Raw genomic sequence first — 22,978 nt, 5'->3', positions numbered from 1 at the left:
TGAACACCGGCTCTGACCTGCCGGGTCGAACTCAATCGTGGATGGGAAGGGACGCGTTATGAGCACAGCTTATACTGCTGTTAGTACTAATGTCGTGCATGAGTCGGAGGTGCAGCGTCAGCATGCGCGGCTGAAACTACCGGCGAGGATCAAGTTTCACGGGCCGGACCGGGAAATATTCGATTGCGAGCTGATCGACTTGTCCGCCGGTGGCTTCAGCCTCTCTCAGCCGAGCCCACCGCTGATCGCGGGCCGACAGCACAAAGGCAAGCTGGTGTTCCAGATCGATGGGCTTGGGTTTGCCATCGACGTGGAGTTTGTCGTGCGCTCGGTATGCAGCGAGGGTCTGCGGGTGGGTTGCGAGTTCCACAACCTGCGCCCCCGCGAGATTTCCGCATTGCGCTATCTGATCACCTCCTACCTGTCGGGAGGGTTGATCAGCCTGGGTGACATGCTCGCGACCCAACAGCGCGAGAACTTCACCAAGCAACGCAAGCACGAAAGCGGCAACGGCCTGGGCTTTTTCGGACGCTTGCGTGCGACCACGGTCAGCCTGCTGATGTTCCTGGTGGGATTGGGTGCCTTTGGTTATGTGTTGCACCAATTGCATGGCGTTTATTTCGTCACTCACGCCGAGTCGGCGCGGGTCAACGTGCCCGGCCAGTTGATCGGCCTGCCGCGTGACGGCAGCGTCAATGCGCTGGTCAAGGTGGGTTCGGTGGTGTCCAAGGGTGCCCCGCTGGCGACCTTTTCCGCCTCGCTGCTGGATGTGATGAAAGGCAACCTGCCGCCTGGGCAGGCGACCCCGGAAAACCTCGAGCGTCTGTTCAGCCGGACCCTGCGAGGTTCGCTGACCAGCCCTTGCGATTGCCGGGTGGTGGCGCAGCTGGTGCCGGACGGGCAGGTCGTCGGCAAGGGCACCACGGTGTTCGAGTTGATGCCGACCGATGGTGTGGCGACCATCGAGGCGCGTTTCCCCTATAAGAACTTTGTCAAGATCCAGCCCGGCAAGGTGGTGAGCTTCCAAGTGACCGGTGAAGAACAGCCACGCACGGGCAAGATCGCCACGGTGGTGCTGGACAACGGCGGCCTGGCCTCCGACCTGCGGGTCACCATTGAGCCTGACAGCGCGTTGCAGACCGATCTGGCCGGACGTCCGGTGGACGTCAGTATCGAAAACCTGCCGAGCAATGCCTGGGCGGCCAATATCTGGGTGAAGAATGCCTGGGAGAATAATGTCTGGGTGAATAAAGTCATGGCGGCCGGAAAATGAACGGCGCATGGCGATCGGGGCTGCGGTTTTCTGCGCTGGCCGCTGCTCTGACGATGATTCATGGTTGCGGCACCCTGCCGGATCAGGGGCTGGCGCGCGAGGCCATGTTGCGCGGCGATTATGAAACGGCACGCAAGCACTATGCGGTGCTGGCCCAGGAGGGCTACGCCGATGCCCAGGCCGGTATGGGCGACCTGACGGCGTCGGCGGGCGACCCGGCGAGCCTGAAAGAGGCTGAGGTCTTGTACCGGCAGGCCGCGCCGGAGTCGGTCAAGGCGCAGTCACGGCTGGGCCGTTTGTTGCTGCGTCAGGGACCGAGTGATCCCAGGCAAGTGCGCGAGGCCCATCAACTGTTGCAAGGCGCGCTGGATAAAGGCGAGTTCAGTGCGGTGGTGCCGCTGACGCTGTTGTACCTGAGCTACCCGCAATTGGCGCCTGGGGTGGATCCGCAGCAGAAGGTCGATAGCTGGCGCGCCCAGGGGATTATCGAGGCGGATCTGGCGCAGATCCTGATTTACCGCAATCAGGGCACCTATAAGGATCACCTACCGCAGATCGAGCAGATGTGCCGGGCTCGGCTGACGGTACTCGATGCCTGTTATGTGGAGCTTGCCACGATCAACCGATTGCGGGTCCAGCCCAAGGCGCAAGCTGCGTTGCTGGTGGAATTGCGCCAGGGTTGGCGCGAAGGGCGAGTGGCGCCCTTGCGGGTCGAGTCGGTGGCGCGCGTCCTGTCGTCGCCAGCCCTGGAAGGTCCGCCCGACGCGCAAAGCGCCCAGCGCCTGCTCGAAGAACTGGCGCCGGTCTATGCACCGGCCTGGACCAGCCTGGCGCGGTTGATCAACGACTACCCAGCGCAGGGCGATGCGCCGCAATTGCTCTCGGCCTTGCAGCGCGGGCGCGAAGCGGGCGACCCACGGGCGGAACTGCTTACCGGACGGCTGTATTACCTCAGCAAATGGTTGCCGCAGGACCCGCGCCTGGCTGAAGAGCATTTGCTCAAGGCAGCCGCAGCCGGTGAAATCGGGGCGCATTACTACTTGGGCCAATTGTACCGGCGCGGTTATCTGGGCCAGGTCGAACCGCAGAAGGCGTTGCAGCATTTGTTACTGGCGGCCCGCAATGGCTCGCCCAATGCGGACCTCGCCCTGGCGCAGATGTTTTCCGACGCTCGCGGGATCAAGGTCAATCGGATCAATGCCTTTGTCTTTGCACAACTCGCGCAGCGCCAGGGTGTGGTAAATGCGGCGCCAGTGCTGTCGGCCCTGCAGTCGGGGCTGACCCCGGCAGAAAGGAAAATCGCGCAGCCCTTGCTTGAGGGGGAAGCCCAGGCCCGTCTTACAGGCGCGGCTCTGGCCAGACTGCAAATTCCGGAAAATGGACAGGACTTACTATGAAGCAGGCATTTTTGGCAGGTTGTGGTCTGGGGGTTTCGCTGGTTTGCAGTGCCGGTCTGGTGCTGGCGGCGGAAGTGGCACCGAAGAATTTCGGCCTGGATGTGAAGATTACCGGTGAGTCGCAGGAGGACCGTGACCTGGGCACCGCGCCTGGTGGCACCGTCAACGGTATTGGCATCGACGTGCGCCCCTGGGCCTATGGCCAGTGGGGTAACTGGAGTACCTATGTGATGGGGCAGGCGGTGGCGGCGACCGATACCATCGATACCGACACGGTCAACAACGGCGTCGACGCCAGTAACGCCCGTGAGACAGATGACAGCTACCTGGCGCTGCGCGAGTTCTGGATCGACTATACGGGCATCAGCGCCTATCCGGGCGAGCATTTGCGCTTGGGGCGCCAGCGTTTGCGCGAGGAAAGCGGCGAGTGGATGGACACCAACATCGAAGCGCTCAACTGGAGCTTCGAGACCACCCTGCTGCGCGCCCACCTCGGTGCCGCCCAGCGCTTTTCCGACTACCGAACCGACGTGAGCGACTTGGCGCCCGAAGACGAAGACCGCACCCATGCGTTCGCCGACATCTCTACGCAATGGACGCCCAGTCACTGGCTCGGCCTGCGCGTGCATCACGTCGAGGACAGCGGCAGCCTGCCCGATGCGGGCGAGCAGATCGATGCGCTCGACAAGAGCTACACCGGCAGCCTGACCTGGGTCGGCTTCGAAGCGAACGGCGACGGCTACAACTATCGCTCGACGATGCCGGTCAACTACTGGTTGAGCGGCACTTGGCTGACCGGCAATCGCGACAACCTCAGCAGCGTGACCGACGCCAATGGCAACCGCATCGCGACGGGCGACAACAGTGGCGACGTCGACAGCTGGGGCGCGGACCTGGGTCTGCGCTGGAACATCAATGACAGTTGGCGGCTCGGCGCTGCCGCGGCCCGCGGCGAAGGCGGCGGTCGCGACAAGGAAGAGCAGTTCCAACAAACCGGCCTGCAGAGCAACCGCTCAAACTACACCGGCACGCGTTCGCGCGTACACCGCTTCGGCGAAGCCTTTCGCGGTGAACTGAGCAACCTCCAGGCGGCCACGGCGTTCGGTTCCTGGCAGTTGCGCGAGGACTACGACGCCAGTCTCGTCTACCACCGCTTCTGGCGGGTCGACGACCAGCAGGAGACCGGCGACAGCGGGGTCATCAACGCGCCTCTGGTGGACGGTGAGAAGGACCTGGGCCAGGAAGTCGATCTGGTCATGACCAAGTACTTCAAGCAAGGCCTGTTGCCAACGAGCATGGTGGATTGGGTCGACGAACCCTCGGCACTGATCCGCTTGCGCGTCGGTGTGTTCTTCCCGGGCGACGCCTACGCCAGCGACACCGACTCGAGCATGCACCGGGCGTTCATTGATTTAGTCTGGAAAATCTAGGCCCGGGTTGTTGCCCGCAGTGATGCCATCGCGGGCAACACCGCCTTGATAACAACAGGTTGCGTTTATTTTGATGAGTGAGACTTATGGACAGTGTCGTCAAGATAGGGTTGTTGCTCGCCGGTCTGCTGTTGGTGCAGGCCGCAGGTGTCCAAGCTGCGGGTGTCGTCGTACCGCCGCGCTATACCATCAGCGAGACCCCGGGAAAGCCGTTGCTGATCAAAGAGCCGAAGATGCCAAACCTGTCCGGCTACACGGCCGAGGCAGCCATGGCGAAGATTTCGTACAAGCCCGCCGGCCGTGCCTTGATCCAGCCGATGCTCAAGGAAAACATGCTCGACGAGTTCATCGGCGGCAAGGAGCGTCTCAAGGAATGGGTGGTGCGCCAGAAGCGAATGCCAGTGGCGATCTTTATCGACCGTGGCTACATGAACCTGGCGCAACTGGCACGCAGCCTGCCGCCGACGGCCTTGCGCGAAACCGCGCCGGGGGTGTTTCTGGCGCGCTTGCCGATCGTGATACGTCCCGGCGCGACCCTGCATATCGACAAGTCGGTCAAGGAGTTGCGATTGTCGCAGGAGGGCGGTTCATTCCTGGTCAATGACGGCAAGCTGTTTATCACCGACACCAAGGTCAGCGCCTGGCGCGAGAAGGACAACAGCCCGGCCTGGTACAAGAAAGAGGGGGAGTTCCGGCCCTTCCTGGTGTCCTGGGGCGGCACCGAGACCTACATCGTCAACAGCACCATCACCAGCTTCGGCTACACCGCGAGCAAGAGTTATGGGGTGAGTATCTCCCAGTACAGCCCAAGCATGGCGCCGAAGATGAAGCGCAAGCGGCCGACCGGCTGGCTGCTCAATTCGGAGTTCGTCGACAACTGGTACGGCTTCTATTGCTATGAGGCCGACGACGTGGTGATCCTCGGCAATTCCTATCGCGACAACATTGTCTATGGCATCGACCCGCACGACCGTTCGCGTCGGCTGATCATCGCCCACAACGAGGCCTTCGGTACCCGCAAGAAGCACGGCATCATCCTCTCGCGCGAGGTCAACGATAGCTGGATCATCTACAACCGCGCCTACGACAATCACCTGTCGGGCATCGTCCTGGACCGTTCCAGCGTCAATAACCTGGTGGCCTACAACGAAACCTACAAAAACCGCTCCGACGGCATGACCCTGTATGAGAGCGGCAATAACCTGATCTGGCGCAACCGCGCAATCAACAATGACCGGCACGGGATCCGGGTGCGTAACAGTACCGGTGTGCGGCTTTATGAAAACGAGCTGATGGCCAATACCCTGACCGGTATCTACGGCCACATCAAGGACTTGCGCGGCACCGACCGCGATCTCAAGGAAGACCCCTTCGAAGCCAAGCTGTCGCTCACCGTGGTCGGCGGCAAGCTGATCGGCAACGGTTCCAGCCCCATCACCGTGTTTTCACCGTCGCGTCTGGAACTCTATGACTTGACTTTTTTGGCGCCGCAGAAACAGGACGGCCTTTCCTTCACCGGCTTACTGGGGGAGGTACAGGGGGACTTGATGGACATTCTCCTGCACCGCCATGAAGCCGCGCTGATTCTGCCGCAGAAACTTTGAGGAGCCTGCCGATGAACACAATCCATGGATTTTCCGCTCTGTGCCTGCTGTCTGCGCCCGCGTGGGTACAGGCGGCGCCGCAGTACACGGCCGAGGCCTGCTGTCAGCTGTGCCCGCAAGCGGCGCAGGCAACACTTTACGAGCAGCCGACGCTGAAAAACTACGCGACCCTGGTGGAGGCCAAGGACCAGTGGCTGTTCCGCACCAAAAGCGATTTTCGCACTGACTTCGGCCTCGATGAGAGCGGTTACAAGGCCCTCAAGCGCCTGCGCGACGGGCTGGCCCAGCGCGGGGTCGAGCTGGTGCTGGTCTTGCCACCCAGCCGCGGCCTGCTGCATGCCGACCGCCTGACGCCGCTTGCGCTTGCCAACTTCGATCAGGCCAAGGCCCGGCAGAACTACTTGCAAACGCTGGCCCGGGTGCGCGACTTGCGCATTCTTGTCCCCGACTTTACCAGCCTGCTGGGTGCGCCGCAGCCAGCCGGGCAGCCCTTCTACTTCAAGGGCGACCATAACTGGACGCCCTATGGCGCCGAACGCAGCGCCCTGCTGGTGGCCCAGACGCTCAGGGGCAACGATGTGCTCAAGGAGTTGCCGCATCAGGTCTTCGCCAGCCAGCCGGCCGGCCTGCTGGGACGCTCTGGCACGTTGTACAAAGCCGCCGCGCAGATCTGCGGCAACGGTTATGCGGCGCAGTTTGTCTCCCGTTATCAGACCCAGGCCCAGGGCGACGCCAAGGTCCCCGCCAAGGTCGCATTGATCGGTACCAGCGCCAGCAGCGAGGCGTTCAACTTTGCCGGCTTCCTCGAACAGTATCTGCAGACGCCGGTCAGCAACTTCAGTGTACCGGCTGGTGGCTACGATGATTCGTTGATCGCTTACCTGCTCAGCGACGACTTTCAGAAGCGGCCGCCGGCGGTGCTGGTGTGGGAAACCGATAACCTCGACAGCCTGCAGAAATCCAGCTTCTACCGGCAGGCGATGGCGGCGCTGAGCGATGGCTGCGACAGCCAGGCACCGCTGCTCAGAAGCCATTCGACCCTGCACAGCGGGCGCAATCAGGTGTTGTTCAATGGCGGTGGCGGCACGGTGTATCCGATCAAGGGCAATCGTTATCAGGTCGACCTGAAGTTCGCCGATCCCAGCGTACACCTGGTGAGCGCGACCCTGACCTTCATGAACGGTCGTCAGGAAAACATCAACTTGAGCCGTCCGCCGAGTGTCAATACCCGGGGCCGCTTCGTCTTCGAGTTGCGCGCCGATGCGGACTGGGACGAACTCACTTTTCTTTCCATGGAGGTGCAGCCACCGCTTGGGGCGACCTCCATGGAACTCTCGGCCCGCTTGTGTGCCAAGCCGGTCATCGCTGAGGCACCATCCCTGCGCACTGCGCAGGCGGAGGGTCACTGATGCGTCATGTGCACTGGGCCGCCTTTGGCGTGGCCTTCATCCTGGTGGGGCCGACCGTGCAGGCGGGCGCGGCTCAACTCCGGCCCCCGGAGGGCTATTACGCGAAGGCTTTGGTCAAGAAGGGAGACGCGCAGAGCTGTCCGGCGGCGCCCAAACCCTATACCGGTGACCTGTTGATCCCCAGCAAGTACGAGGGCTCGGGCAAGGCACGTGATCAGCTCAACGCGGAATCCAACAAGCGCTACAAGCAATTGTCAGCCGATATCAACGAACTGGAGAAGGGCGTCAACAAACAAGTGGCAGCCTATTTGCGGCTCGGCCGCGAAGGCTATGTGGATTGCACCCTGACCTGGCTGGGCAATTGGGCCAAGGCGCAGGCGCTGCTGAGCACCACCTACACCCATACCGGCAAGTCGATGCGCAAATGGGCGCTGGGCAGTATTTCTTCGGCCTATCTGCGGCTCAAGTATTCGCGCTCGCAGCCTTTGCAGGGCCACGAGGCGCAGACCCGGCTGATCGAGGCCTGGATAGGCCAGGTCGCCGATCAAGTGGTGCGAGACTGGCGCGACCAGCCGCTGGACCGGCTGAACAATCACCAGTATTGGTCGGCCTGGGCAGTCATGGCGGCCTCGGTGGTGGTTGACCGGCGCGACCTGTTCGACTGGTCGGTGGCGCAGTTCCGCATCGGCGCTTCTCAGGTCAATGCGGACGGTTATCTGCCCAACGAGCTGCGCCGCGAAACCCGCGCACTGGCTTACCACAACTACTCGATGGGCCCGCTGATGATGATCGCCGCCTTCGCCCGCGCCAATGACGTCGACCTGCGCGAGGAAAACCACGGCGCCATGCGGCGTCTGGCGGCGCGGGTGGAGGAGGGGATCAGGGACCCGAGCTCGTTTGAACGCAAGACCGGCTACAAGCAGGAACTCGAGGACCTCGACGAGGACGGGAAGTTTGCCTGGCTGGAACCTTACTGCGCGCTGTACGACTGCTCGGTGCAAACCAACCGCTGGCGCGAATCGGTCGAACCGATGAAAACCTACCGCCTGGGCGGCGACATCACCCAGCTGTTTGCTGGCCAGAAGGAGTAGATGCAACAGACAACACGGGTTACCGGGTACACCGCGGGGCCATTCGTGATTGGGCATGTGTTGTAAAGGGGAAGGGCAGTCCTTCGTTGTTCGAAGAGCCTTCATATCGAGTGATGAAGGTGTGGGAGGAAAGCGAAATGATTCCAGTGATTCTGTCCGGCGGCAGTGGTTCGCGGTTGTGGCCATTGTCGCGCAAGTTGTATCCCAAACAATTCCTGAATCTGGCTGGCGAGGGATCGCTGTTTCAGCAGACCCTGCAGCGCCTGGCGTTCGATGGTATCGGCAAGCCTATCGTGGTCTGTAATCAGGAGCATCGCTTTATCGTCAACGAACAACTCGCCGCCATAGGCTGTGCGCCGCAGGCAATGCTGCTCGAACCCTTCGGCCGCAATACCGCGCCGGCGGTGGCGCTGGCGGCCCTCAAGCTGATCGCCGAAGGCCGCGATGAGCTGCTGCTGGTGCTTCCGGCCGACCATGTGATCAGCGACGTGCCCGCCTTGCGCGCCTCGCTGTCGCAAGCGCAGGAAGAGGCGCTCAAAGGCAATATGGTGCTGTTCGGCATTCCGGCGACGCGTCCGGAAACCGGCTTTGGCTATATCAAGGCTGCCTGCGGCGATGCTGGCGCCGGCCCCTTCAAGGTCGAGCAGTTTATCGAGAAACCCGACCAACAAACCGCCAGTGGGTTTGTCCGGTCCGGCGAATACTTCTGGAACAGCGGCATGTTCCTGTTCCGTGCCAGCCGCTATCTCGAAGAGTTGCGCACTCACGAACCGGACATGTACGACACCTGCGTGCTGGCCCTGGAGCGCAGCCGCAGCAGCGAGGGAGTGACCAGTATCGATCGGGTCACCTTTGAGTGCTGTCCGGACAACTCCATCGACTATGCGGTGATGGAGCGCACCAGCCGCGCCTGGGTCGTCCCGCTGAGCGCTGGCTGGAGCGATGTCGGTTGCTGGTCGTCGCTGTGGGATGCGCATGACAAGGATGCCGAAGGCAATGTGCTCAAGGGCGATGTCGTCAGCCACAACAGCCGCAATTGCTTCGTGCATGGCAGTAGCAAGCTGGTGACCCTGCTGGGGCTGGACGATTTGGTCGTGATAGAAACCAAGGATGCGGTGATGGTCGCGCACCGCGATGCCGTGCAGGACGTGAAAAAACTGGTCAATGCGCTCGATGCCAAAGGCCGCTCGGAAACCCGGAGCCATTGCGCGGTGTATCGCCCCTGGGGCAGTTACGATTCGGTGGACAACGGCACCCGCCACCAGGTCAAGCACATCACCGTGAAACCTGGCGCGCAGCTCTCCCTGCAGATGCATCACCACCGTGCCGAACACTGGATCGTGGTCTCCGGCACCGCCCAGGTGACGTGCAACGAAAAGGTCTTCCTGCTCACTGAAAACCAGTCCACCTACATCCCGATCGCTTCGGTGCATCGCCTGGCCAACCCCGGCAAGATCCCGCTGGAAATCATCGAGGTGCAGTCGGGCGGTTACCTGGGCGAGGACGATATCGAGCGCCTGGAAGATGTCTACGGCAGGAACGAACAGGTCAAGGGCTGAGCCCATGCACCAGAGGCGTTGATTCGCTTGTCAAATGATGCGCCGGCTGCAGGAAGCCGAGCAAGGCTTGCTGAGTGTCGTGCCAGGCGGCCTGGTGCTCCATATCGAGGAAGTGCCCGGCCTTCTTGACGGTGTGGAACTCAGACTGGCGGGCATGCTCGGCAAAAAGGCGGGCGTCTTGCGCCGAGGTATATTCATCCCATTCGCCATTGACGAACAACACCGGTACCTCGATGGCGTTGGCGCAGGCGAGATAGCACGCGGTGTCCCGGGCCAGCACCTCATTAACGTGGAAATGCATCTGCCTGTATTCGTGCTCGGCCAGACTACTGACATGGCGGTGGTTAAAGCGCTTGAACAGCGACGGCAGGTGCTTGCCAATGGTGCTATTGATCCAGCAACCGACATTGTAACGATCGCAGGCGTGAAGGAAGTTCAGGCCGCTTTCCAGGTAATCGCGCATTGGCGTATTGATCCGCGCCGAGAATGAAGAGATCACGGCCTTCTCGATTCTTCGCGGCCGCTGGGCCAGTGCCAGCAAGGTCGCTGCGCCGCCCCAGGAAAAAGACAGCACATGGTCGACAGAGAAGTGTTCGATCAACTCCAGCAGTATCTCAGCCTCATCCTCCTTGCGGATTGGCTGGCCGTGGCGATTGTGCCGTTTTGATTGGCCGGCGTAGGGTTGGTCGTAGAGAACCACATTGAAGCGCGGCCGCAAATAACGCACCGTCTGGGCGAAGGATGCGGTGGTTGCCAGCGAGCCATTGACCAGAATGATGGTCTTGTCCGCGCTGGCATTGAGATAGTGCTCGGTATAGACCTTGTACTGGCAGTTAATCTCGACGATGGCGATTTTTGGCTTCATGTCATTATCTTCCTTGCATATATTCAGGTGTGGGGCAGCTGGAGTGGCTGTCCGCAGGGTTATATCGCAGAAAGCAGAACACCTGGACCTGACAGTCGAGTGCCAAGCAAATGTATAACTTGTTGTTTTTCAATATGTTATAGGCAGTGATCAGATGATTTTCGTATGCCAAAACCTGGAATTCCCTCGGTTAACCCAGCAACAGCAGCGCAAGGGCTGCCTGGATGGTCGCCGTGACCAATTGGTCACTGATTGACCCGAGGCTCAGAGTTAAGCAGGGATTCTCCGGAATGCAAGAATGCAGACGACCTACCTGAACTGCCAAAGCCTGGCTCGGTGATTCAAGTGGTTAGGGGGGAGCCTATAGAATTCGGAAAAAATCGTACGCTAAGGTTTTCCGTCCTGTCGTGGTGACTTGAACTTCCCGTTTTCTAGCTTGTGAGCCATAAACCAGAAACGTCTGACAGACCTTAGCTAATCCCTCCCGGTACAGTCCCGCGGACGTACAAGGAGTGCTCATGAAAAAACTCGGCTTTCCGGAAACCCCAGACTCAATTCCCTTCTCAGGATTTGGCGACGGCAAAGAAAGAACCAAAGCCGCACAGGAGGCTTACACCAGAGCAGAGGCGGCCAACGAAAAGAATGACCGAGAGGCCGATGCCAGATGGGAGGCGATTCAAAAAAGAGAGCAAGGCACGCAAGTCGGTTATGTCTTTGCCAAGTCGTGCTCGTCGCCCGATGGAGTGATTAACCACAGCAACGGTGGTTTCATCCCAGTCGAGTCGCTCAAGCAGTACGGCGCTTATGCGGTGCTGGGTACGGGTAGCGCAGTATCCGCCGCAGGCACTGCGCTGCAATGGATCGGCGGTTCTGGCAGCGCCACGGCGCTGGCCAGCCGGTTGGGTGGCAGCTTGGCGGTTGCGGCGCCGATGCAGTTAAAGATTATCGCCGCCTTGCTGATGCCCAATACCACCTCTCCCGACAGTGCGTTTTATTCGTCCGAGCAATACGCCGAGTTGACCAAGGGCAACACGCGGGCACGGGTGAACGTCAAACACCTGCCAGACGGCTCTGTGAACCTGTACGGGTTTTATACCGGGAGCAAAGCGGATTGGCAGAACGTGCCGGTGATCGAGGCACAGGCGCGTGGTGAGCAACTGGTGGCGGTCCTAGGTAGCGGCATCGAGGTCATTTGGACCCCGGCTGCCGATCCCAACGCGGTGTTGGGGATTCCGGCGCTTGAGGGCGCCTCGTTGAAGCCGGGGGCATGGGTGTACCCACCGACCGCACAGGCCGATAAGATCCTGATCAACCCGGCGTATCCACCGGACTACCAGGACGCGATTATCTGGTTCCCCAGCACCGGTATTCAGCCGATTTATATCTCGCTGAGCGTGATGGGTGACCATAGCTATCACCCCGCGCCTAAAGGGCTGACGGCCTTTCCCTATGCGGTCAAAGTCAACTCGAAAACTAGGGTTCAAGGTGGTGGTAATAAGCGTAACCGCTGGAAAGATAATAAAGGCCGTATTTATGAATGGGACAGCCAGCACGGAGCGGTTGAGATGTACGACAAACAGGGCAAGCATTTAGGTGAATTTGACGCCGTTACCGGTGAACAGACCAAGCCAGCCAAACCTGGCCGAAACGTAGAGAAATAGGAGCTTTTATGTACCTGTGCATCACTGGATTCCTGCCTGACAATGCCGAAGATGACTCACTTAAATATGAGCTTGATGTGGATATTTCGTTTAATGATCAAATCGTGCAGCTTCTCGGACATAGAAGCCTCAATGCTATGGCGGAGGGGCTATGGCCTCTGACCAGCGAGCAAGTAGCGCAAATATCCGAACTCATTGGGCAAACGATTCCAACTGACTTAGAGATATTGATTGGAGTTGAAGCCTAATCAGCAACTGATATGATCCGCGTCAGATTGAGGTATACCCTAACCTGATGTCAGGTTGAATTATGCTTATGCGTCAGAATAGAGTCATATTTTGATATTCTTGACACGTACTTACCAAGGTCATAGATTTCAACCTGACAAATCTACCCTTGGAGTCAACTTGCAAGGACAGCACATCGGTTACGTCCGGGTCAGCAGCTACGACCAGAACCCGGAACGACAACTGGAACGGACCGAAGTGAACAAACTGTTCACTGACAAGGCCTTTGGCAAGGATACCCAGCGTCCGCAACTGGAGGCCCTGCTCGGCTTCGTCCGCGAGGGTGACACCGTTGTGGTACATAGCATGGATCGCCTGGCGCGCAACCTGGATGACCTGCGGCGCCTGGTACAAAAGCTGACCAAGCGCGGCGTGCGTATCGAGTTCCTGAAGGAAGGCTTGGTGTTCACCGGCGAGGACTCGCCAATGGCCAACCTGATGCTATCGGTCATGGGGGCCTTTGCCGAGTTCGAGCGTGCCCTCATCCGCGAGCGACAGCGCGAGGGGATTGCTCTAGCCAAGCAACGTGGTGCTTACCGGGGCCGCAAGAAAGCCCTGTCTGATGAGCAGACCGTCGCAGTACGACAGCGTGCCACTGCCGGCGAGAAGAAAGCCCAGTTGACCCGTGAGTTCGGTATAAGTAGGGAAACCCTCTACCAGTACCTACGCACGGATGACTGATACATGCCCCGTCGCTCGATACTCTCGGCCTCTGAGCGCGACACTATGCTTGCGCTGCCGGAAAGCCAGGACGACCTGATCCGCTACTACAGCTTCAATGAGTCCGACCTGTCGCTGATCCCTCAGCGCCGGGGTGACGCCAATCGCCTCGGCTTTGCCGTACAGCTCTGCCTGCTGCGCTACCCCGGTTACGCGCTGGCCAGCGACAGCGTGCTGCCCGACCCGGTAATTGAGCGGGTGGTCCGACAGGTTCAGGCGGCGCCCGAAAGTTGGACGAAATATGGTGAGTGAGCGCGATGTCACCCGCCGTGAGCATGCCCAGGAATTGCGTACCTACCTCGGCTTGCTGCCGTTCGGGCTGTCGGACTTTCGCGCCCTGGTACGCGAGCTGACCGAACTGGCCCAGCAAACCGACAAAGGCCTGTTACTAGCCGGACAGGCTCTGGAGAGTCTGCGTCAGCAACGGCGGATCTTACCCACGCTGACGGTGATTGATCGGGCCTGCTCCGAAGCAGTGGCACGAGCCAACCGGAGGGTCTACCGCGCCTTGATCGAGCCGCTGAACCAACAGCACCGGAACAAGCTCGACGAACTGCTGACCGTTAAAGCAGGCAGCAATAGCACTTGGTTGACCTGGTTGAGACAGTCACCGCTGAAAACGAATTCGCGGCACATGATGGAGCACATCGAGCGGCTGAAAATCTTCCAGCTGGTGGCCTTGCCGGAAGGGCTCGACCGGCACATCCACCAGAACCGCCTGCTGAAGCTGGCCCGCGAGGGTGGGCAAATGACGCCTCAGGATCTAGGCAAGTTCGAGAACGAACGGCACTACGCCACCCTAGTGGCCGTCGTGCTGGAAAGCACCGCGACGGTGACCGATGAGCTGGTGGATCTGCACGACCGCATCCTGATCAAGCTGTTCAGCAGTGTCAAGAACAAGCATCAGCAGCAGTTCCAGAAACAGGGCAAGGCGATCAACGACAAGGTGCGCCTGTACTCGAAGATAGGCCAAGCCTTGCTGGATGCCAAAGCGTCCGGTGACGATCCCTTCGCCGCCATTGAGGCCGTCATCCCTTGGGACGAATTCGCCCAGAGCGTCACCGATGCCGAGCTGCTGGCCCGCCCCGAGGCCTTCGATCATCTGCACCTGGTCAGCGAGAACTTCAACACGCTGCGCCGCTACACCCCGGCCTTTTTAGAGGTGCTTCAGCTGCGGGCCGCGCCGGCAGCACAGCGTGTGCTGGATGCCATCCAGCAGCTGCGCGAGATGAACGCAGACAACCTGCGCAAGGTGCCGTCGGACGCGCCGACCACCTTCATCAAACCGCGCTGGAAACCGTTGGTGATCACGCCGGAAGGAATTGACCGGCGCTTTTACGAGATATGCGCCTTGTCCGAACTGAAAAACGCGCTGCGCTCCGGCGACATTTGGGTGAAGGGCTCACGACAGTTCCGTGACTTTGAAGATTACCTACTGCCGCCTGCGAAGTTTGCCGCGCTCAAGCAGGAACAGGCGTTGCCATTGGCGATCAATCCCAACCGCGACCAGTTCCTAGAGGAGCGCTTGCAGTTGCTGAATGAGCAACTGGCTACCGTCGCCAAGCTGGCCAAGGACAACGAGCTCCCCGACGCCATCCTCACCGAATCCGGATTGAAGATCACGCCACTGGATGCGGCAGTTCCGGACACCGCCCAGGCGCTGATCGACAAAACCAGTCAGCTACTGCCGCGCATCAAGATCACCGAGTTGCTGATGGACGTGGATGAGTGGACAGGGTTCACCCGTCACTTTACCCACCTGAAGGATGGTGCCCAGGCCGAGGATCGAACGCTGTTACTGTCGGCGATCCTCGGCGATGCCATCAACATCGGGTTGACCAAAATGGCCGAGTCGAGTCCGGGCATGACCTACGCCAAGCTGTCTTGGCTGCAAGCCTGGCACATCCGCGACGAAACCTACTCGGCGGCACTCGCCGAGCTGGTCAACAGCCAGTTCCATCACTCCTTTGCTGCCAACTGGGGAGGCGGCACCACCTCATCCTCCGATGGCCAGCGATTCCGCGCAGGCGGTCGAGGCGAAAGCACTGGGCACGTCAACCCGAAGTACGGTAACGAACCGGGGCGGCTGTTCTATACGCACACCACGCCAGAATGGCTTGGCCGTGGCCCTGCGGGAGTTGGGCCGGATCGAGCGCACGCTGTTTATCCTGGACTGGCTGCAAAGTGTTGAGCTACGCCGTCGTGTGCATGCCGGGTTGAACAAGGGCGAGGCACGCAATGCCCTGGCCAGGGCGGTATTCTTCAACCGTCTCGGTGAAATCAGGGATCGGAGCTTCGAACAGCAGCGCTACCGTGCCAGCGGCCTCAACCTGGTGACTGCCGCTATTGTGCTGTGGAACACGGTCTACCTGGAGCGCGCCACCCAGGGGCTGACTGACGCCGGAAAGCCGGTGAACACCGACCTGTTTCAATACCTGTCGCCGTTGGGCTGGGAGCACATCAACCTGACTGGCGACTATGTCTGGCGGCAGAGTCGCAAGCTGGAAGACGGGAAATTCAGGCCGCTACGACAAGTCGGAAAACCTTAGCGTACGATTTTTTCCGAATTCTGTAGGCTCCCCTTAGGTGTCGCGACACGGTTCTCGGTTTCTCGGAAGGGTGATGAGGCAGGGTGCCAAGGGGCGAACCACGCCTATTCTGACGAGCGCCTTCCAGTGTCGCTCAATGGTCAAACCAGCCGGAGCCCAAGGGCTCCGGCGTAACACAAAAAAGATAGATTAAGAGGCCTTGACTTCCTTGACTTCCTTGCTCGCCAGCTTCATCCGCTCTTCGAGTTTTTGTACAACTTCTTTTTTAACGCTGCATGCGGTCAATGCCTGCGCTGCGGCTTTTAGCGTATTGGTGATGCTCGTCAGCGCTTCCTTGCCGGTATCAACGCCGACTGCATCGCAGAACTTATTGACATAATTATTGTAATCAATATGCCCCAAGGTCTCGGCGACGGCATCGGCTTGTTTGGAGAAGAGTTTCTCCAGCTCCCGCCTGGCTTCGTCGTACTTGGCTTTCTGCACAATAATACGCGGTGCATCCTTACTGACATCCAGGCACTTGACGTCAGCCATATTCGCCATGAACAGCGCAACTTTCGCGTGAGCAGTCACCAGCCGGTCGGGCAGTTTGGCGACAACTTCCTGCAAGGTATCATTGGCAAGGCGGCTGTAGTTACCACCATCGAAGGTGAGCACGCGGCCCACATCGTCCTCAAAAAAATCCTGCGCCAACAATTCCTCTTGCTTCTGTAGCGGCGGCTGCACCCGAACTTTCAATGGATTCGAGACTATGTCCTCGTCGCCCCTGTGCAGACAAATTTGTACCAGATAGTTTCCAGGTTCGGCGATTTGCCAGCCTCCACGACCGGCAGCCACGAACAGTGACTCGTAGATGGACTCTCGACTCTTTAACACTATCTGCCCCGGCTTGCGCAGATAGTGAGCGTAGGACAAGCGTGCCTTGGCGGTTTGACCAGCGCGCTTGATGATGACGGTCATGGCCTCGCTATTGGTGAGCAAATCGTCAGGCAGCAACTTCGGTTGATCGGAAACATTGGTCAACTTCAACTCAAGCATAACCGGTTCAAGGAACTCAAAGCGGGCCTGCTCTTTGTTGACCCTGATCTCCAGGCGCAACGAGGGTTCGGCCGATATTTCCGCTTGCTCGAAGCCGTGATCGTCAAACCAGTCCGCATTGCCCATTTGCACATACTGCTTGGGCGCGTGGCGCAGGAACAGTAACTCGCTGTCGCTGAAACGGTATTCAAAATCGGAGAAGAACGCCGTTTGTCCACCGGCCACATTGTAGGGGTAGTTCATGAAACTGCGCGCATCGGGTTCATTGGCCAGCGGAATCCAGGGGCCTTTACCGCCAACCACCAGGGATTTTTGCCAGGAATGCGCCAGGTTGAACGCATGCCCCATTTCATGCACGGCCGTCCAGAAACGCATGCGGTTAACCCAGGCGCCCGGAGCCGCATCCCCGGCCGGCGCTTGCGAGATGAAGGAGTCGTAAAACAAGGCCGTACCCTGGCGGTGATTGGGGCCAATGTCGTCAAACATTATGCCGCCCAGGCTGGGCCCCATATCGTGGCGATTGGCAAAAAACGTCCACAGGCTCCATTGCGGTTTGTCGGCGAATTTTGACCAATAGGTTTGCATGGCATTGTGCATTTCCATGTCGCTCCAGGTGGCGTTACCGCCCGCGCTGGCCAGTGGAATGTCATTGCCCGGCAAGCGGGTGGTCTTAAACCCGACCCGACGAAACACCGTGTCAATCGAGAGACTTTCGGTCGGAATGGAGGCCGGCCTGTTCGGGTGTGCATCCGTGTCGATCGAAGTGACTGCCGTAATGCCCTGCGTGCGGTCGAACTCAAACTCGACATCGTGGTAATAGGCCGAGTGAAAGCGAAACGCGCGGATACGGACTGGCGCGCCACCGCCGCTAAACCTGGCTGTGATACGGCGCTGATGGTTATGCAGGCTGTTTGATACGGTGACTTCTATATTGGTCTGGGGTAAGAACGCAAGGTGTCCCTCCTTGAACCAAATATGACCACTCCAACTAAAACGGCCACTACGCTTTAATTTTGCGATCCAATGGGTGCGGCCAAAAAAGGAGCGCGTGATGGTGCCACTGGCCGTCATTTGTGGGTAAGGGCCATCTACGTCAAGCCTTAACTCCTCCTGTGTCTTGATGCCCGCTAACATGGCCTCGGTACCGCCATCATAGAGGTCTGGCTCTGGGTATTCCTGTTCAAGTTCCTGACTCTGATAAGCACTTTGAACACTTTGCTCGAGGTGCGGCACAAAAGTTAATTTGCGGTCAGTGCTCAGTTTGTAAAGGCCGCTGACCGAAATAGCGGATACCGGCCAGGGTATGGCACCTGGCATCATGGCTTCGGATCCGCTGGCGTAGATCCCTTCTTGACTGCCCTCGTGCGGAGTTGACTTTTGCATGTTGATATCTCCTTTGCAAGGTTAAGGAATGCACAGCCTGAATGGTAATATCACGCATACATGAAGGGAGCATTTGACGACTTCGAAACAATCAAGCCTTCAGCATCCAATGAAACGCCAAGATACGTATCGTCGTGAATAGTCAGAGACAGCGTTTGGGGCTTGTCACTGCGATCAGGAAATAGAAAACTCAGGATAACCAATCCTCCGGCCACCGTTGTGGAAAATGATGCGGCGAGCCCGATCTGAGTACGAGTGGAAAGATTCTCTTGCTGAAAAATCAAACGTCCAGCAATGCTCACAACGATCTTCTCTTTCGAAAAGCCATCCTGCAGATCGATCGTTAATTTGGCCATCAATAGTTTCCCGCTTGAATGCAAGCTGCGGAGTAATCGAACAGCTTGTCAACTACTACCTGAAAAGCGTCGTCGAATCACACGACAGATGCGGCCTTAGAACCATTGAAACAGTGCGCAATAAGAATAGGCAAGACGTAAACCCCCTGCAAACTTTTCTTTAGTGCGTTTTGCGATTAGGGAAATTCTGAAAAGTCATAGTTTCCGCGGCACAGGAATTATGGACTCTACAGCGTGGCCTTATGGTCAGCCCGCCTCCTGCAACCCAGCGTGATGAACGGTACAGCATGCTTGCGCTAATGTATTCGGGCTCCTCATGGTGAGCACGGTTGTTAGCGCTCGGCCCCTGATGAGAAGTCGCTCCCAACTGTCCTTGATAAAGGGATCAGCCGTTAAAAAGACTGTCTTGGTCTTCAGGTTTTCAGTCGGGATGTCTGCCGTTTATCGTCATCATCACTGTCATCGCAAAAGCCGGTAGTCACTCGATTAGGTCAAACCATTTGTTGCACATTGTAGATACCGCCTCGGGCTAATAGGGGGAGTCGCAGAAAACGGAAATTTTTGTACGCTAAGCCAAAGGATGTGGCCGGTGTCTGGTTTTAAACGCAGTGCCTAGCGGCGGTAGCCAACGGACAAAGAGCCCGCGGAAGCGGGCTCTTGTGTAAGGGAGCATTTAACGAATGTCCCGTTCTACCTATTGAGGTAAGGCGCGATATAGCGTTGCCCGATGAACCCCCAAAAGACGTGCAACCTCGGCCACTGACTGGCCCTCATCGATCAACCGTCGCGCATGAGCTACCTGCTCAGGACTCAGAACAGGCTTTGGCCCAAATCGAACGCCTTTGGCTTTCGCAGCAGCTCGGCCAGCACTGGTGCGTTCACCAATAAGAGACCGCTCAAAGTCAGCGATCCCGGCGAAGATCGTTAGAACCATACGTCCAGCGGGTGAAGTGGTGTCGGCCCATGGCTCAGCCAATGACTGCAGACCTGCCCCTATGTCTTTGAGCCGCTCCGCAATGTGAAGCAAGTCGGTCGTAGACCTGGCCAAGCGATCCAACCGCGTCACGGTCAGCACATCACCTGGTCGCAAATGATCGAGCAGCCGACTCAGTTCTGGACGGTCTCGCTTGGCCCCACTGGCCTTCTCTTCGAAAATCCGCTGACAACCGTATTGCCCTAGGGCAATCCGCTGTTGCTCCAGATCCTGCCCCTGAGTAGATACCCGAGCGTATCCAATCCGCTACCCTTCGTTTTGCATACCGCACCTGTCGCATAAGTAGTCGCCAGTAATTTACTACCCGCGACAGACTTACGCGACAAGTCCAAAGCAACAATATCGGCGATCAGCCACCTGTCGCATAACTTAGGATTAGTGCGTCAATACACACCATTTTCAGCGCTGCGGATCTATCGTGATCGTACTGTGACCGTTAGCGACTGTTCCCAGTCACCGTCAGGTCTTCACTGCTTGGATATTCCGCTCCAGCTCATCCAGGGCCGCCGAATTCCTCGCAGCCCAGTTATACAGCGCCTGCAGTGGTTCGACGAAGGTTTCGCCCAGGGGGGTCAGGGAATATTCCACCTTCGGCGGTACCACGTTGAACACCTCGCGTTTAACCAGACCGGCGCTTTCCACCTCCCTGAGTGTCTGGGTCAGCATTTTCTTGGAGATACCCGGCAGCGTCCGCTCCAGTTGCCCCGTGCGCATGGCCCCATGGCTCAGGGCATAAAGCACCATCGACGTCCACTTGCCATTCAGCACGTAATGAATACGTCGCTGCGGGCAGTTCTCTCTCAGCACGAAGGTCTCAGAGGCTTTATTCATCATATTGGTAACCAAAATGTGTCTATATAACAAAAAGGTGCCTACTGTACAAAGAATCCCTACAGCTAATACGATAACAATACCATTGGGGTCGCCACAAATTTAGGCGTCCGTGGGGCGCAGAGCACTTCTACATCCCAGACAACGATTCGAGGATTCATCATGAAAGCTGCAGTCATTCATGCCTTTGGCGGACCCGAGCAGATCCGCATCGAAGACATCCCCACCCCGACTCCCGGCCCCGGCCAGGTACTGGTCAAGGTACTCGCCGCAGGCATCAACCGTCTCGACCACTATGTCCGTCTGGGACAGATAAACCCCCACCTGCTCTTCCCCCATATCCTGGGCTCAGACGCGGTAGGTGAAGTCGCCGAACTCGGTACCGAGGTGAGCCGCTTCGCGGTCGGCGACCGGGTGATCGCCATGCCGGGCTACCCGACCGATCCCGCCGAGGCACATATCCGACCGGTCACAGCGGCTGTGAGCTACGCGATTCCCGGCGCTCATATCCAGGGTACCTATGCCCAGTACGTGGTGGTTCCCGAAGCCTGGCTGCTGCGTGACACCTCAGGTCTGCCGGTGGAGCAGATCGCCGCCATGCCGGTGGCCCTGCTCATCGCCATCCGTTCGGTGCAGATCGTCGGCGAGGTCAAGGCAGGCGATCGCGTGCTCATCCATGCCGGAGCATCAAGCACCGGTATCATGAGCATTCAGGTCGCCCGGGCGCTCGGGGCCCGCGTCGCCGTGACCGTGCAGAGCGAAGCCTCCGCGGAACTGGCCAAGAGCCTTGGCGCCGAACTCGTGATCAACTCCGGCAAGGAGGATTTCGTCCAGGCCCTGACTGCATGGACGGATGGCCGGGGCGTCGATGTGGCCATCGACAACCTGGGCGGTGACGTCCTGGCACGCACCATCGATGCGGTGAAACCCCAAGGCATCATCGTGACCATGGGCTTCATGGCCGGCCCTGAGGTGACCTTCGATGTCCGCAACTTCTTCTTCACACAGAAGCAGCTGCGCGGGACCCTGGTCGGCGATATCGAAGACTTCGCGGCTTGGCTGGATCCCATCCGCGAAGGAAAGATCAAGCCGGTCATCGACAGCGTGCTGCCACTTTCCAAGGCGGCCCAGGCGCATGAGCGAATTGCCGGCAACCTGGCTCGAGGCAGCATCGTCCTACTGCCATGGGCCGAGTGAAGGCAAGCGGAAAGATGGAGGCCGTCATGCGCGATAAAACTCTGGAACGCCTGCACCAGCTTGGCTGGCAACTGCCCACGCCACCCGCCCCCCTGGGGGCCTACCGGGCGGTGGTGGAAGCGGGCTCGATGCTGCATATCTCCATGCAGGGTCCGGTCAGCGCGGGCAAGCCCGCCTTGACCGGCCTGCTCGGCCGGGAGGTTTCCATCGAGGCCGGACGCGAAGCCGCCCGGCTCAGCCTGCTCAATACGCTGGCACAGGCCTTTCGTCACCTTGGCAGCCTCGATCACATCAGGCAGGTGGTGCGCCTGGATGCCTATGTGGCCTGCGAAGAATCGTTTATTAACCACCCGCAGGTGATTGACAGCGCTTCGGAGCTTCTCGTCCAGGTCTTTGCCGAGCGGGCCGGACATGTGCGTACGGTCTGCGGGGTGCGTAACCTGCCGGGCAACCTCCCGGTCGGCCTGGCTCTGGTCCTGAAGCTGCAGCGACAGCCCGCCTGAGTGCTATGGGGAAGTGTTTCAAGGCCGCCCCTCTGCAACGGAAAGGCTTAGCGTACGATTTTTTCCGAATTCTGTGACGGCCCCTAATACAGCCCAGACGATTCTTGCCATTTTGTTGGCTAGGCTCTGTACGAAATCCCTTGAAACCCCAATGTCTGTAAAATCCTCCGCCATCAGAGCCAGGAGGCCACGATGGCAAAACGGTATGAACTTCCCGACGCAGCCTGGGATTTGGTTGCGGATACCTTCAGTGAAACCCGACGTGGCGGACGGCCACGAGCTGATGATCGCTTGATGCTCAACGGCGTGCTTTGGGTGCTCTGCTCAGGCGCTGCCTGCCGAGATATGCCGGAGCGCTTCGGGCCCTGGTCAACGGTGTATCAACGCTTTCGTGATTGGCGTAATCGCGGCATGTTCGACCAGATGCTCAAGCGACTTCACATCAGATTGAACGAGCAAGGGTTAATCGATCTGAATACCTGGATGATTGACTCCAAAGCGGTACGTGCACCCCGGGCCTCTTCTGGTGCTGGGAAAAAAGGGGGCCTGAAGAACCGCAAGACCACGCGCTCGGACGCAGCCGGGCTTACCGAGACTGTTTGATCGCCCCAACTACCGACAGCGAAACATCATCGAGCGCATGTTCGAGTGCCTGCGCTTGCTGCGCCTGAGCGTCGAGTAGAGCGGCCTGCTCAGCGACTGCCTGCTGCAACTGCTCCTGCAGTGCCGCGGTTTCTGCCTGGTGCGCCTGCGCCGCCTGCAGGCAGTGCACGCTCGGCAGGAAGGCGATCCGGGTGCGACTATTCATCGATGTCGAGCGGGCGGGAGCC

Annotated in this window: 18 protein-coding genes and 2 pseudogenes; 14 read left to right on the top strand and 6 right to left on the bottom strand. The window is 59.1% G+C overall.

Going from position 1 to position 22,978, the window contains the following annotated elements; translation table 11 throughout:
- Positions 1-58: 58 nt before the first annotated feature.
- The 7 genes from NVV94_RS13475 to NVV94_RS13445 all read left to right on the top strand — a co-directional run bounded on the left by NVV94_RS13475 (position 59) and on the right by NVV94_RS13445 (position 9,763).
- On the top strand, positions 59-1,273 hold the full coding sequence (locus NVV94_RS13475; RefSeq protein ID WP_258442883.1) for an alginate biosynthesis protein Alg44: 1,215 nt from the start codon (positions 59-61) through the stop codon (positions 1,271-1,273).
- Positions 1,270-2,670, top strand: coding sequence for an alginate biosynthesis protein AlgK (locus tag NVV94_RS13470; protein WP_258442882.1), 1,401 nt, complete (start codon positions 1,270-1,272; stop codon positions 2,668-2,670). The genes NVV94_RS13475 and NVV94_RS13470 overlap by 4 nt, the downstream gene beginning before the upstream one ends.
- Positions 2,667-4,100, top strand: coding sequence for an alginate export family protein (locus NVV94_RS13465; RefSeq protein ID WP_258442881.1), 1,434 nt, complete (start codon positions 2,667-2,669; stop codon positions 4,098-4,100). Before NVV94_RS13470 ends, NVV94_RS13465 begins: the two co-directional genes overlap by 4 nt.
- An 86-nt stretch (positions 4,101-4,186) precedes the next feature.
- Positions 4,187-5,704 (top strand): mannuronan 5-epimerase AlgG, encoded by a 1,518-nt coding sequence (algG, locus tag NVV94_RS13460; RefSeq protein WP_258442880.1) that lies wholly within the window; start codon positions 4,187-4,189, stop codon positions 5,702-5,704.
- 11 nt (positions 5,705-5,715) lie between these two features.
- On the top strand, positions 5,716-7,113 hold the full coding sequence (locus NVV94_RS13455) for an alginate O-acetyltransferase AlgX-related protein (RefSeq protein ID WP_258442879.1): 1,398 nt from the start codon (positions 5,716-5,718) through the stop codon (positions 7,111-7,113).
- Positions 7,113-8,204 (top strand): mannuronate-specific alginate lyase, encoded by a 1,092-nt coding sequence (locus tag NVV94_RS13450; protein ID WP_258442877.1) that lies wholly within the window; start codon positions 7,113-7,115, stop codon positions 8,202-8,204. The genes NVV94_RS13455 and NVV94_RS13450 overlap by 1 nt, the downstream gene beginning before the upstream one ends.
- Before the next feature lie 137 nt (positions 8,205-8,341).
- Positions 8,342-9,763 (top strand): mannose-1-phosphate guanylyltransferase/mannose-6-phosphate isomerase, encoded by a 1,422-nt coding sequence (locus tag NVV94_RS13445; protein WP_258447585.1) that lies wholly within the window; start codon positions 8,342-8,344, stop codon positions 9,761-9,763.
- On the opposite strand, the gene NVV94_RS13440 is transcribed toward NVV94_RS13445, so the two are convergent.
- Complete coding sequence (locus NVV94_RS13440; protein WP_258447584.1) at positions 9,753-10,628, bottom strand: alpha/beta fold hydrolase; 876 nt, start codon at positions 10,626-10,628, stop codon at positions 9,753-9,755. The two genes, NVV94_RS13445 and NVV94_RS13440, sit on opposite strands and share 11 nt — an antisense overlap.
- Before the next feature lie 518 nt (positions 10,629-11,146).
- Here NVV94_RS13440 and NVV94_RS13435 point away from each other — a divergent pair.
- The 4 genes and pseudogenes from NVV94_RS13435 to NVV94_RS13420 all read left to right on the top strand — a co-directional run bounded on the left by NVV94_RS13435 (position 11,147) and on the right by NVV94_RS13420 (position 15,846).
- Complete coding sequence (locus NVV94_RS13435) at positions 11,147-12,289, top strand: colicin E3/pyocin S6 family cytotoxin (protein ID WP_258447583.1); 1,143 nt, start codon at positions 11,147-11,149, stop codon at positions 12,287-12,289.
- An 8-nt stretch (positions 12,290-12,297) separates the two neighbouring features.
- Complete coding sequence (locus NVV94_RS13430) at positions 12,298-12,537, top strand: pyocin S6 family toxin immunity protein (protein WP_258447582.1); 240 nt, start codon at positions 12,298-12,300, stop codon at positions 12,535-12,537.
- A 160-nt stretch (positions 12,538-12,697) separates the two neighbouring features.
- Positions 12,698-13,258, top strand: a complete 561-nt coding sequence (locus NVV94_RS13425; RefSeq protein ID WP_258447581.1) for a recombinase family protein — start codon at positions 12,698-12,700, stop codon at positions 13,256-13,258.
- A gap of 3 nt (positions 13,259-13,261) precedes the next feature.
- A pseudogene (locus NVV94_RS13420) lies at positions 13,262-15,846 on the top strand (Tn3 family transposase).
- A 189-nt stretch (positions 15,847-16,035) separates the two neighbouring features.
- On the opposite strand, the gene NVV94_RS13415 reads toward NVV94_RS13420, so the two are convergent.
- From NVV94_RS13415 to NVV94_RS13400, 4 genes are all read right to left on the bottom strand, one after another.
- Entirely contained in the window at positions 16,036-18,267 is a 2,232-nt protein-coding gene (locus tag NVV94_RS13415) for a hypothetical protein (RefSeq protein ID WP_258447580.1), read from the bottom strand.
- 50 nt (positions 18,268-18,317) lie between these two features.
- Entirely contained in the window at positions 18,318-18,623 is a 306-nt protein-coding gene (locus tag NVV94_RS13410) for a hypothetical protein (protein ID WP_258447579.1), read from the bottom strand.
- Positions 18,624-19,317: 694 nt separating this feature from the next.
- Positions 19,318-19,860, bottom strand: a complete 543-nt coding sequence (locus NVV94_RS13405) for a recombinase family protein (protein WP_408733505.1) — start codon at positions 19,858-19,860, stop codon at positions 19,318-19,320.
- A gap of 216 nt (positions 19,861-20,076) precedes the next feature.
- Positions 20,077-20,451 carry a helix-turn-helix domain-containing protein gene (locus NVV94_RS13400; RefSeq protein ID WP_258447578.1) on the bottom strand — a complete coding sequence of 125 codons (375 nt, stop codon included), beginning with the start codon at positions 20,449-20,451 and terminating at the stop codon, positions 20,077-20,079.
- A 159-nt stretch (positions 20,452-20,610) separates the two neighbouring features.
- On the opposite strand from NVV94_RS13400, the gene NVV94_RS13395 reads away from it, so the two are divergent.
- The 3 genes and pseudogenes from NVV94_RS13395 to NVV94_RS13385 form a co-directional block, all read left to right on the top strand.
- Positions 20,611-21,645, top strand: a complete 1,035-nt coding sequence (locus NVV94_RS13395; RefSeq protein WP_258447577.1) for a zinc-binding dehydrogenase — start codon at positions 20,611-20,613, stop codon at positions 21,643-21,645.
- A 26-nt stretch (positions 21,646-21,671) separates the two neighbouring features.
- A complete protein-coding gene (locus tag NVV94_RS13390) occupies positions 21,672-22,148 on the top strand; it encodes a RidA family protein (protein ID WP_258447576.1) in 477 nt (158 codons plus the stop codon).
- 192 nt (positions 22,149-22,340) lie between these two features.
- A pseudogene (locus tag NVV94_RS13385) lies at positions 22,341-22,732 on the top strand (IS5 family transposase); the annotation flags it as partial.
- 2 nt (positions 22,733-22,734) lie between these two features.
- On the opposite strand, the gene NVV94_RS13380 reads toward NVV94_RS13385, so the two are convergent.
- Positions 22,735-22,956 carry a hypothetical protein gene (locus NVV94_RS13380; RefSeq protein ID WP_258447853.1) on the bottom strand — a complete coding sequence of 74 codons (222 nt, stop codon included), beginning with the start codon at positions 22,954-22,956 and terminating at the stop codon, positions 22,735-22,737.
- Between the last annotated feature and the right edge of the window lie 22 nt (positions 22,957-22,978).

Origin of the sequence: Pseudomonas sp. LS1212, assembly GCF_024741815.1 — a bacterium.
Taxonomy (GTDB): domain Bacteria; phylum Pseudomonadota; class Gammaproteobacteria; order Pseudomonadales; family Pseudomonadaceae; genus Aquipseudomonas.
The sequence above is the reverse complement of the archived record's forward strand: the minus strand, read 5'-3'. Positions and strand labels throughout refer to the sequence as shown.